General features: G+C 64.4%; 10 protein-coding genes and 1 pseudogene (1 of these 11 only partly in view). 9 read left to right on the top strand and 2 right to left on the bottom strand.

The window, feature by feature from the left end:
- The first annotated feature begins 33 nt into the window (after positions 1-33).
- A complete protein-coding gene (locus P6U27_RS04375; RefSeq protein ID WP_122400815.1) occupies positions 34-1,578 on the top strand; it encodes an acyl-CoA synthetase in 1,545 nt (514 codons plus the stop codon).
- A gap of 119 nt (positions 1,579-1,697) precedes the next feature.
- Positions 1,698-2,780, top strand: coding sequence for an ISAs1 family transposase (locus P6U27_RS04370; protein WP_122400814.1), 1,083 nt, complete (start codon positions 1,698-1,700; stop codon positions 2,778-2,780).
- 31 nt (positions 2,781-2,811) lie between these two features.
- On the opposite strand, the gene P6U27_RS04365 is transcribed toward P6U27_RS04370, so the two are convergent.
- Positions 2,812-3,354, bottom strand: a complete 543-nt coding sequence (locus P6U27_RS04365; RefSeq protein WP_122400813.1) for a methylated-DNA--[protein]-cysteine S-methyltransferase — start codon at positions 3,352-3,354, stop codon at positions 2,812-2,814.
- 137 nt (positions 3,355-3,491) lie between these two features.
- On the opposite strand from P6U27_RS04365, the gene P6U27_RS04360 reads away from it, so the two are divergent.
- The 7 genes from P6U27_RS04360 to P6U27_RS04330 all read left to right on the top strand — a co-directional run bounded on the left by P6U27_RS04360 (position 3,492) and on the right by P6U27_RS04330 (position 10,978).
- Positions 3,492-4,310 (top strand): alpha/beta fold hydrolase, encoded by an 819-nt coding sequence (locus tag P6U27_RS04360; RefSeq protein ID WP_122400812.1) that lies wholly within the window; start codon positions 3,492-3,494, stop codon positions 4,308-4,310.
- Positions 4,311-4,312: 2 nt separating this feature from the next.
- Entirely contained in the window at positions 4,313-5,125 is an 813-nt protein-coding gene (locus tag P6U27_RS04355; RefSeq protein WP_122400811.1) for an alpha/beta fold hydrolase, read from the top strand.
- Between the two features lie 11 nt (positions 5,126-5,136).
- Positions 5,137-6,393: a M20/M25/M40 family metallo-hydrolase gene (locus P6U27_RS04350; protein WP_122400810.1), complete on the top strand. Its 1,257-nt coding sequence runs from the start codon at positions 5,137-5,139 to the stop codon at positions 6,391-6,393.
- A gap of 217 nt (positions 6,394-6,610) precedes the next feature.
- Complete coding sequence (locus P6U27_RS04345; protein ID WP_122400809.1) at positions 6,611-7,288, top strand: GntR family transcriptional regulator; 678 nt, start codon at positions 6,611-6,613, stop codon at positions 7,286-7,288.
- Positions 7,289-7,429: 141 nt separating this feature from the next.
- Positions 7,430-8,230, top strand: a complete 801-nt coding sequence (locus tag P6U27_RS04340) for a phytanoyl-CoA dioxygenase family protein (protein ID WP_122400808.1) — start codon at positions 7,430-7,432, stop codon at positions 8,228-8,230.
- Positions 8,231-8,394: 164 nt separating this feature from the next.
- Entirely contained in the window at positions 8,395-9,708 is a 1,314-nt protein-coding gene (locus P6U27_RS04335; RefSeq protein WP_129146410.1) for an NAD(P)H-dependent oxidoreductase, read from the top strand.
- Between the two features lie 181 nt (positions 9,709-9,889).
- Positions 9,890-10,978: a TRAP transporter substrate-binding protein gene (locus tag P6U27_RS04330; RefSeq protein WP_407193704.1), complete on the top strand. Its 1,089-nt coding sequence runs from the start codon at positions 9,890-9,892 to the stop codon at positions 10,976-10,978.
- 109 nt (positions 10,979-11,087) lie between these two features.
- Here the strand turns inward: P6U27_RS04330 and P6U27_RS04325 are convergent.
- Positions 11,088-11,886, bottom strand: a pseudogene (locus P6U27_RS04325) (IS481 family transposase); it runs 370 nt beyond the window's last position.

The raw sequence follows: 11,886 nt of genomic DNA, 5'->3' as shown, positions 1-11,886 counted from the left end.
CGCTACTCGCCATTCGCGTTTTGAGGAAACGCCATGACCCACCCCTCCATCCACGCCCGCACCACGCCCGACAAGATCGCCTATCAGATGGCCGGCACCGGCAAGGCGATCACCTATCGCGAGCTCGACGAGCTCTCGAACCAGGGCGCGCAGCTGTTCCGCTCGCTCGGGCTGAAGGCCGGCGACCACATCGCGCTGTTGATGGAGAACCGCCTCGCCTTCATGGAGCTGTGCTGGGCGGCACAGCGGAGCGGGCTCTATTACACCGCGATCAGCCGCTATCTGAAGCAGGACGAGATCGACTACATCATCGCCGATTGCGGCGCCAAGGTCGTGATCACCACGCCGAAATGCGCCGACCAGATCAAGGGACTGATCAAAGGCGCTCCTAACGAACCGATCTTCTACATGATGGACGAGCCGCTGCCGGGCTTCCGCTCCTACGACAAGGAAGCCGCCGCGCAGCCGATGACGCCGATCGCGGACGAGGTCGCCGGTTACGACATGCTGTATTCGTCGGGCACCACCGGACGTCCGAAGGGAATCAAGAAGGCCTTCGAAGGTAACAGGATCGACGTGCCGAACGCGTTCCTGCGCGTGCTCTGCGCCGACATGTGCGGCATGAACGCCGAGAGCACGTATCTCTCGCCAGCGCCGCTCTATCACGCGGCGCCCCTGCGCTTCAACATGATGGCGGTCGTGCTCGGCGGCACCTCCATCATCATGGAGCACTTTGACGCCGAAGAGTTCCTGAGGCTGGTCGAGAAATACAAGGTCACGCAATCGCAGCTGGTGCCGACCATGTTCGTGCGCATGCTGAAGCTGCCGGACGAGGTGCGCACCAGGTACGACGTCTCCACCCTGAAGGGTGCGATCCACGCCGCCGCGCCCTGCCCCATCGAGGTCAAGGCGAAGATGATCGAATGGTGGGGACCGATCCTGATCGAGTATTACGCGGGATCGGAAGGCAACGGCGTCACGGTCTGCACATCGCGGCAATGGCTGGAGCATCGCGGCAGCGTCGGCCGCGCCGTGGTGGGCAAGATCAAGATTTTGGACGAGAACGACGAGGAGCTGCCGGTCGGCGAGATCGGCACCGTCTATTTCGCCGACGCGCCGGCCTTCACCTATCACAACGACCCCGAGAAGACGAAGAAGGCCTACAATGCCAAGGGCTGGTCGACGCTCGGCGATGTCGGCTATCTCGACAAGGACGGCTTTCTCTATCTCACCGACCGCAAGTCCTACATGATCATCTCCGGCGGGGTGAACATCTATCCGCAGGAGACCGAGGATGTGCTCATCACTCATCCGGACGTCGCCGACGTCGCCGTCTTCGGCGTGCCGAACGAGGAGATGGGCGAAGAGGTCAAGGCGGTGGTGCAGCCGCACGACATGAGCCGCGCCGACAAGACGCTGGAGGCTGAGCTGATCGCGTTCTGTAAGAGCCGCCTCTCTTCCGTCAAGTGCCCACGGTCGATCGATTTCGAAGCCGAGCTGCCGCGCACGCCGACCGGCAAGTTGGTGAAGCGGCACCTGCGCGACCGATACTGGCCGAAGGCGGCGGCGAAGATTTGAGGCGCTCTTTCTTACCCTCCCCTGGAGGGTAGGGGAATCGCATATGGTGCTGGCAGGGTGTTGCCAAGCGGTTGGAACTGGATTCTTTGGGTGTCTCTCGATTCCAGAGGGAGACCTGAATGCGCAAGCTCAAGCGCCTGTTTCGACCGCTCAAGGACCCGCGCGCCAGCAACACCCGACATGATCTTGTGGAGATCCTCGTCATCGCCTTGGCGGCGACGCTGGCTGGCGCCAAGACCTGCACCGAGTTCGAGTTCTTTGGCCAAGGCCGCGAGGAGCTGTTGCGGCGCTTCCTGGAGCTCAGGCACGGCATTCCGAGCCACGATACGTTCAGCAACGTCTTCCGTGCGCTGGATCCGAAGGGGCTGGAAGCGGTTTTGCGCAAATTCAGCAAGAGCTTCGGCATCAAGGGGGTGGTCAGCATCGACGGCAAGGCGCTGCGCGGGGCCTACACGCGGGGCCGGCAGGCCACGCCGCTGCATATGGTCAATGTCTGGGCCGCAGGCACTCGCATGGCGCTGGCCCAGAGAAAGGCTCCCAACCGCAACGAGGTTGCCGGGGCTCTCGAAGTCCTCGCCCTGCTCGATCTGGACGGGGCTCTTGTCACCGCCGATGCCTTGCATTGCCGGCCTGACACCGCGCAGGCCATCCGCGACCGGAAGGGGCACTACGTGTTGGCCATCAAGAGCAACCGTGGCCGGCTCTTCAAGGCCGCCAAGACGCTGGTCGACACAGTCCGAAAGCCCGCGCGAGCGAGTCAACGAAGAGCCACCGCCCACGGCCGCGTCGAACACCGACAGGCCATCGTCGCGCCGGCTCCTCAGTTGGCGAAACAATACGACTTCCCCGCTATCGCCGCAGTCGGTCGCATCGACAGTTGGCGCGCCAACTCTGGCAAGGCTGTCAAACACACGGTCCGATACTTCCTCGCCTCGCGCTTGCTGTCGGCCAAAAAGCTGCTCGAGGTCGTGCGTGCCCACTGGAGCATCGAGAACAACCTGCACTGGGTCCTCGACGTCCTGTTCGACGAGGATGCCTGCCGCAGCCGCAAGGATCACGCCGCCGAAAATCTCGCCCTCATCCGCAAGCTGGCCATCAATACCCTGCAGGCAACGCCCGGTCCTGCCCGCATCAGCCACAAAATGCTCCAAGCCAGATGGAATAATGACTTCCTTCTCTCCGCCCTCGCCCATATGCGATAGCCCTACCCTGGAGGGGAGGGTGAAGCGGAGATCAATCGAACAAGCTCGGCGTGTGGTTCACCAGCGCGCCTTCGATCTCGAGCATCTTCAGCTTCGTGACCACGCCGCCATTGGCCGAGAAGCCGCCGGGCTTGTTGCCGGCGGCGAGCACGCGATGGCAGGGCACCACGATCGGGCAGGGGTTGCGACCGAGCGCCTGGCCCACGTCGCGCGACAGCTGGACGCCGCCGAGCTGCTTGGCGATGTCGCCATAGGTGATGGTCTTGCCCGGCGGGACGGTGCGGGCGATGTCATATACGCCGCGGTTGAATTCGGGAACACCGTCGAGGTCGAGCGGGATGTCGGTGAGATCATCCGGCTCGCCGGCGAGCAGTTTGGTCATGCGGTCGATCGCCTGCTGGACCTCCCAGGGCGGCTCGGCCTCGCTGGCATCAGCTTGGCGCTGATGGATGCGGGTCCGGATCTTTTGCTCGCCGCCCATCGGCAATTGTGTGCCGTTGATGCCGCGCGGACCCCAGGCGACGGCGCACAGGCCGATCCGGGTGTCGAACAGGGCAAAATGCTGGTCGGTCATGACTAGGTTCCTGGCTTGCTTCCGTTGCAGGCCCCCCACTTTCATCTCGTGCCAAATCTAGGCTTGGAAATAGTTGCGATCCACCCGGTTTCCGGGAATCTTGCACAGGAGTTCCAATCGACTTCGCGAGCCCCGGAATGCAGAGCCTCCACGTCAACGGTTACGACATGCCCTATCTCGACGTGGGCGAAGACAGAGGCAGGCCGCCGCTGGTCTGCGTTCACGGCTCGCTCAATGATTTTCGCGTCTGGGGCTGCGTGCTTGGGCCGCTGACGCAGCAACATCGGGTGATTGCTGTCAGCCTGCGGCATTTCTTCCCCGAGCGCTGGGACGGCGTTGGTGACACCTATTCGATCGCCCAGCATGTCGACGACGTCATCGCCTTCATCGACAAGCTCGATCTCGGGCCGGTCGATCTGATGGGCCATTCGCGCGGCGGGCATATCTGCTTCCGCGTGGCGCAGCGTCGGCCCGAGCTGCTCCGCCGGCTGATCCTGGCCGAGCCTGGCGGCGAGCTCGATGCCAGCCTCGATCCGGATTACGTCGGCGGCCCCTCGCCGCTGCTGGCGCGCTTCACGGCTTCCGCCGAGAAGATCGCGGCCGGCGATGTCGACGGAGGCCTTGCGGTCTTCGTCGACACGCTGGAAGGCGCCGGCACCTGGCCGCGATTGCCCGCGATGGTGAAGCAGAACCTGCGCGACAACGCCATGACGCTGATCGGCCAGGTCCGCGACAACCGCCCGCCGTTCTCGAAGACGGATGCGCAGTCCATCAAGATGCCGACGCTGTTCATCCTGGGCGCGCGGACCAAGGGCCTGCTGCCGAAGGTGCTGCATGCGCTGGCCGCGCATGTGCCCTACTCCAAGACGGCGATCATTCCGAACGCGACGCATCCGATGTTCGAGCAGGCGCCGCAGAAATATTCCGAAGTGGTACTGGATTTTCTGGCGAGCTGATCATGCAGAGCTTTCGCGTCAACGGTTACGACATGGCCTATCTCGAAGTGGGAGGCGGTCCACCGCTGGTCTGCGTGCATGGCACGCTCGGGGATTTCCGCACCTGGTACTCTGTGCTCGGTCCACTATCGCAAGCACATCGGGTGATCTCGGCCAGCCTGCGGCATTTCTTTCCCGAGCATTGGGATGCCGTCGGCGACGACTACACGATGGCACAGCACGTTGCCGACGTGATCGCCTTCATCGAGCAGGTGAGGCCCGCCCCCGTCGACCTGATGGGACATTCGCGCGGCGGACATATCGCCTTTCGCGTGGCGCAGGCCCGGCCCGATCTGTTGCGCAAGCTGGTACTGGCCGAGCCCGGCGGCGATCTCGACGCATCCCTGCCTGTGCCGGAAGGCACGCCCGCGTACCCGCCGCTGGCGGCGCGCACGGCGCGCTCGGTCGAGATGATCCGCACCAGCGACATCGAGGGCGCGCTGCGGAATTTCTACGAAGGCATCGAAGGTAACGGCTCCTGGCGGCGAGTGCCTGCCGCGGCCAAGCAGCAATTGCGCGACAACGCGCTGACCTTCATCGGTCAGATCAACGAGCAGCGCCGACCCTACACGCTCAGCGATGCGCAGGCCATCAGGACACCGACACTGCTGATCGGCGGCGGCGCCACCGCCGGCAGCCTTTCGGTGATCTGGCGCGTGCTGGCCGCGCATATCGCGGGCGCCGAGACGGCGGTGATTGCGAATGCCGGCCACTGGATGTTCGAGCAGGCGCCGCTGGAGTTCGGCGAGGTAGTGGACAAGTTTCTCGCCGAGTAAAGGAGACCTCGATGACCTTCCGCCGCGTTACCCTGCTCGCTTTGCCACTGCTCGGCCTCGCCATGAGCAGCACGACCACCCTTGCGGCCGCCGACGAGAAGATCAAGGCCGCCGCCGAGCAGGAGAAGGCGCCGCTGATCGAGACGTTGCGCGACATGGTGATGATCGAGAGCGGCAGCAGCGACGTCGAGGGGCTGAAGAAGATGGCCGACTTCACCGAAGGACGCCTGAAGGCACTCGGCGCCACCACCGAACGGCGCAAAACCACGGCGGGTGCCGGCGCCGACATGGTGGTGGCGACGTTCAAGGGTTCGGGCTCGCGAAAACTGATGCTGATCGCGCATATGGACACCGTCTATCAGCGCGGCATCCTCGCAAGCGAGCCGTATCGTGTCGACGGCAACCGCATCTACGGCCCCGGCATCGCCGACGACAAGGGCGGCATCGCCGTCGTGCTGCACGCGCTCAAGATCCTCAAGGAGGCCGGCTGGACTGACTACGCCACGCTCACCGTGGCGTTCAACCCGGACGAGGAAGTCGGATCGATCGGGTCGGGCGAGATCATCGCGGAGCTCGCCGACCAGCACGACGTCGTGCTCTCCTGCGAGCCGACGGCGGCCTCGCCGCCCGCGAAGAACGATTCGCTGCTGCTGGGCGCCAGCGGCACTGCGACCGGCATCATGAAAGTGAGGGGCCGTGCGGCGCATGCCGGCGCGGCACCCGATCGCGGCCGCAACGCGCTGATCGAGCTCTCGCATCAGCTGCTGCAGACGCAGGACGTCGCCAAGTCGATCCCGGGCACCCAGCTCAACTGGACGACGGCGAAGGCCGGCACGGTGCGCAATCAGATTCCGGAAGATGCCGAGGCCGGCGCCGACATCCGCCTCACCATTCCCGACGGCATCGCCAGGCTCCAGGCGGCGCTCGACGAGAAGATCAAGAACCGGCTCGTGCCCGACACTGAAACAACTGTGAAGATCGTGGCGGGCCGCCCGCCCTTCGTCGCCAGTCAGCGCGGCCGTGCGCTGGCCGAGATGGGGCAGGCGATCTATGCCGAGATCGACCGCAAGCTCGATATAGCCGAGATGACCGGCGGCGCCACCGACGCCGGCTACGCCAACCGCAACGGCAAGGCGGTCGTGGTCGAGAGCTTTGGCCTTGCCGGCTTCGGCTATCACGCCCGCGACGAGTTCATCGACACCAACTCGATCGTGCCGCGGCTTTATTTGATGAGCCGAATGCTGATCGAGCAGGGGAAGAAGGAGTAGCTCATGTCCCGGACGCGCTGCAAAGCTTTGGCGTTGCGATGGTGGGCCCATTTTGACGAAAACAACCCCATGCACAGTAGACGGGCATAGTGATATCAATGACTTAGCTGGCCCCTCCAAAGCCGCCGGAGCGAGGCCTCCGGGCTGCATTGACGCCTCTCCTCTCCTGCAGTACCGTCGAATACGGAATTCCGTATTCCATCTTGGAGCTGCCGGCGTGATCCCTCTCGACCCGCTCCCGAACCTGATCGACCAGGTCTATGCGCGGATCCTGGAGGCGATCTCCGACCGCACGCTGCGGCCCGGCCAGCGCATCCGGCAAAACGAGCTTGCCGACAAGCTCGGCGTCTCGCGTCAGCCGGTGTCACATGCGCTGCATCTGTTGCACCGGCAGGGCCTCGTCGCCGAGAGCGGCCGGCGCGGTTTCGAAGTCACCCAGCTCGACCCCGCGCGCATCCGCCAGCTCTACGAGGTGCGCGGCGCCATCGATGCGCTGGCGGCGAGGCTCGCCGCCGCGCGCGCAGCGAGCGATGCGGCGGGACGCGCGCGACTGGAGGCGGCGTTCGCCGCCGGACGTCGCATCGATCGCAACACGTCGCTCGCCGAGCTCATCGTGCTCGATGTCGACTTTCACCGCGCGATCTACCAGCTCGCCGGCAATCCCGTGATCGAGGAGACCATCGCGCCGCAATGGCCGCATATGCGTCGCTCGATGGCGACAGTGCTGTCGGAGCTCGACTATCGCGACAGCGCCTGGGCCGAGCACGCCGATATCGCCGAACATATTCTGCGCGGCGATGCGAAGGCGGCTGAACGCGCCGCGCTGGCGCATGCGCAGACGGCGGGGCGGATGACCGAGGAGAGATTGAGGGCGACGGACGCGGCGGCGGCGTAGCGATTTACACGCACGCCGTCATGCCCGGGCTTGTCCCGGGCATCCACGTTCTTCCGAAGGTGGAGCAAAGACGTGGATGGCCGGGTCAAGCCGGCCATGACGACAGAGAAGACAAACAACAAAAACCAAGGAGGACGACCCATGAAACTTTCCGAGGCGCAATTGGAGTTCTTCCACCGCGAGGGCTGGCTGTTCCTGCCCGAGCTGTTCAGCCAGGAGGAGGTCGACCTGCTCGCGCGCGAGGCGGTCGGCATCTATGACACGAACCGGCCCGAAGTCTGGCGCGAGAAGAGCGGCGCGCCGCGCACGGCCTTTGCCGCGCATCTCTACAACGAGGCGTTCGGAATCCTCGGTGCGCATCCGCGCATGATCGAGCCGGTCGAGCAGGTGTTCGGTGAACCCGTTTACATGCACCAGTTCAAGATCAATGCGAAATCGGCCTTCACCGGCGACGTCTGGCAATGGCACCAGGATTACGGCACCTGGAAGCGCGACGACGGCATGCCTGAGCCGCGTGCGATGAACATCGCGATCTTCCTCGACGAGGTGATGCCCATCAACGGCCCCCTGATGCTGGTGCCGCGCAGCCAGAATGCCGGCGATCTCGAAGCCTCTCATGACCTCGCCACCACCTCCTATCCGCTGTGGACGCTGGACGAGGACACGGTGACGCGCCTCGTCAAGCAGGGCGGCATCGTGGCGCCCACCGGCAAACCAGGCGGCATGCTGATGTTCCACGGCAATCTCGTGCATGGCTCCAGCGGCAACATCACGCCCTACCCGCGCAAGATCGTGTACCTGACACTGAACGCGGTCTCGAACTACATCCGCACTCCCACACGACCGGACTACATCGCGCATCGCGATTTCACACCGATCAAGACGGTGGATGATGATGCGCTGCTGCGGCTTGCTCGTGCGCCGAGGCAGGCGGCGGAGTAGAATGCTCTCGTGCCCCGGACGCAGCGCAGCATCTCTTCGACGATCCGCTGCAGAGCCGGGGCCCACGCCGCGCCGAATTCCCTCGCACTGGGTCCCGGCTCTGCGGAGCAGCGCTGAAGAACCGCTGCACCGCGTCCGGGACACGAGACTCATCGGATGACAACATGAACCTCTTCCGCCTCCTCCAGGCCCGCGCATCCGCCGGCAAGCCCGTCCGTGTCGCGCTGATCGGCGCCGGCAAATTCGGCTCGATGTTTCTGGCGCAGGTGCCGCACACGCCGGGATTGGAGGTGCCCATCATCGTCGACATCGACTGCGATCGCGCGCGCGAGGCCTGCCGCACCGTCGGCTGGGACGCGGAGCGGATCGCCGCGACCGTCTTCACCGATGACGGCGCTCGCGCGATCGCCGGCGGCGCGATGGATGTGGTGGTGGAGGCGACCGGCAATCCCGCCGTCGGCATCAAGCATGCGCGCGCCGCGATCGCGGCGGGCAAGCATATCGTGATGGTGAATGTCGAGGCCGACGTGCTGGCTGGCCCCCTGCTCGCCGAGGAAGCGCGCAAGGCGGGCGTCGTCTATTCGCTCGCCTATGGTGACCAGCCGGCGCTGACGGCGGAGATGGTCGACTGGGCCCGCGCCACCGGCTTCCGCGTCGTCGCCGCCGGCAAGGGGACGAAGTACCTGCCGGCCTACCACGACGTGACGCCCGATGGCGTCTGGCAGCATTACGGCCTGACCGCGGGCGAGGCGCAGTCGGCCGGCATGAACCCGCAGATGTTCAACTCCTTCCTCGATGGGACCAAATCGGCGATCGAGATGGCCGCGATCGCCAATGCCTGCAGCCTCGACGTGCCCGCGGACGGCCTGCTGTTTCCGCCCTGCGGCGTCGACGACCTGCCGCACATCATGCGGCCACGCTCGCGCGGCGGCGTGCTGGAGCGGTCCGGCGTCGTCGAGGTCGTCTCCTCGCTCGAGCGCGACGGCCGGCCGGTGTTTCGCGATCTGCGCTGGGGCGTCTATGTCGTACTGGAGGCGCCGAACGACTACGCCGCCGATTGCTTCCGGCAATATGGCTTGAAGACCGACGCCAGCGGACGCTTCGCCGCCATGTACAAGCCGTATCATCTGATCGGGCTCGAGCTGAATGTCTCGGTGCTGTCGGCCGCGCTGCGGGGCGAGCCGACCGGGCAACCTCACGGCTTCCGCGGCGACGTCGCGGCGGTTGCAAAACGTAACTTGCGCGCTGGGGAGATGCTCGATGGCGAAGGCGGCTACACGGTATGGGGCAAGCTGTTACCGGCAGCCGCGACCCTCAAGACGGGCGCGTTGCCGATCGGGCTCGCACATCGCGTGAAGCTGAAGCATGACATCGCCCATGGCGCGGTGGTGCGCTGGAGCGATGTCGAATTCGACCCGGGCAACGAAACGGTGAAGACACGCAAGGTCATGGAAGCCGCATTCGCAGCGCAGCATTGATCGGCTTCGTCGGTCACACAACAAGAGTGCGCTTGATTTGCAGTTCCCCTTTGGTCATCCTGACCACGATCCGGGAGCACTGAATTTCGGACGACAAGAAACGTCGGCCACCGGCGAAGACCAAAGCGGCGTCAAGACCGCAATCCCTCGTCGAGGACTCGACATCACAGGAGGGAAACGCATGGAACGTCGTAAATTCCTGACGGCAGGCGGACTGGGCCTGGCCGCAACTGCTGTTGCTGCGCCGGCCGTCGCACAATCGATGCCCGAAGTGAAGTGGCGGCTCGCTGCAAGCTGGCCGAAATCTCTCGACACGCTGTATGGCGGTTGCGAGTATTTCTGCAAGCGGGTCGCCGAGATCACCGAGAACCGCTTCCAGATTCAGCCGTTCGCCGCGGGCGAGATCGTCCCTGGCCTGCAGGTGCTCGATGCGGTCTCGAACGGCACCGTCGAGATCGGCAATACCGCGCTGTACTACTATTGGGGCAAGAATCCCGCCTTCACCTTCGGCACGGCACTGCCGTTCGGTCTCAACACGCGCCAGCACATCTCCTGGCTGCAATGGGGTGGCGGACAGGATCTCCTCAATGATCTCCTCAAGGAGCACAACGCGATCGGCGTGCCCACCGGCTCCACGGGCGCGCAGATGGGCGGCTGGTTCCGGAAGGAGATCAAGTCGATGGCCGATCTGCAAGGGCTGAAATTCCGCGTCGGCGGCTTCGCCGGCACGATCATCGCGAAGGTCGGCGGCGTGCCACAGCAGATCGCGGGCGGCGACATCTATCCCGCACTGGAGAAGGGCACGATCGATGCGGCCGAATGGGTCGGTCCCTATGATGACGAGAAGCTCGGCTTCGTGAAGGTCGCAAAGTACTATTACTATCCCGGCTGGTGGGAAGGCACCGGGCAAGGCCACAACGTCATGAACCTGGAGAAGTGGAACGCGTTGCCGAAGCACTACCAGGCCGCGGTCGAGAGCGCTTCGCGCGACGCCTTCACCTGGGTGACGGGCAAGTACGATGCCGTCAACCCGCCGGCCTTGAAGCGGCTGCTGGTCGCCGGCGCCATCCTCAAACCGTTCCCACAGGAAGTGCTCGAAGGCTGTTATGGCGCGGCCAACGAGATCTATACCGATCTCGCCAAGAGCAATCGGCATTTCGGCAAGATGTATGCGAGCCTCACCGCGTTTCGCAGCGAGTCGCTGGCCTGGATGCAGGTGGCCGAGCTCAGCTTCGACACATTCATGATGCGGATGCGGACGAGGACTTAGCTGCATCGCTGCAAGTGGCGAAACGACGAAAGCCCCGGAGAGATATCTCCGGGGCTTTTTGTCGGCTAACGTCGGGCCGCCTCAAAGCTGTCATCGTCCGGCTTGATGTTCAGCCCGGGGACATGACCGACGGGTGTTCGGGGACATAGCCGACACATTCTCCGCTCGCCAAGTCGATGATAGCGACTTGGTGGGCGGCAAAGAAGATCCCGTATTGCGCATCGTTTGCCGAGGGGCGGATGGCGAGGCGCTCGCCACGGAAGGCCTGTGGCACTTTCCAAAGACGTCCCTTGAAGCTGACATAGGCTTTGGTCGTGGAGACGCGGCGCACGATCTCATGGCTGTCGTATTCGACCTGTGGCAATCGATCGGGCATTGGTCGCTGGCTGGGCCGATATCGACTGGCCGGGACCTGTTGTCCGAGCGCCTCGTGTGGCCGTTCGAAGTTGTAGACTTCCCGCCAGGCGTCGAAGGCACGCTGCGTCTCTGCGAGATCGCGGAACTGTCGCAGTGCGAACACCTCAGCCGCGAGGGTGCGGTGGAATCGTTCATTCTTGCCGCGGCTTTGCGGGTGATATGGGCGGCTGTGGATGACGGCGACGCCAAGCTTGAGCAGCCACACCGAGAACCGTGTCCATCGCTCGCCGGAAGGATCACCCCAGGGCGAACCATTGTCGACGAAGAAAGCCTCCGGGAGCCCGTAGTGGCGAAAGGTCTTCTCCAAGCGGCTGCGCACGGTATCTGTGCGTTGATCGGCACAGGCCTGCAGGCACAGATCATAGCGGGAGTGGTCATCCACCACCGTCAGAGGATGGCACTGGGTATCATTGCCGAGCCGAACCCAGCCTTTGAAGTCCATCTGCCACAACAGATTGGGGGCCGGCATCTCGAAACGCTGGCTTGCCGTC

Origin of the sequence: Bradyrhizobium sp. STM 3566, from assembly GCF_045571445.1 — a bacterium.
GTDB classification, from domain to species: Bacteria; Pseudomonadota; Alphaproteobacteria; order Rhizobiales; family Xanthobacteraceae; genus Bradyrhizobium; species Bradyrhizobium vignae.
This window is presented reverse-complemented; position numbering and strand designations above follow the sequence as displayed.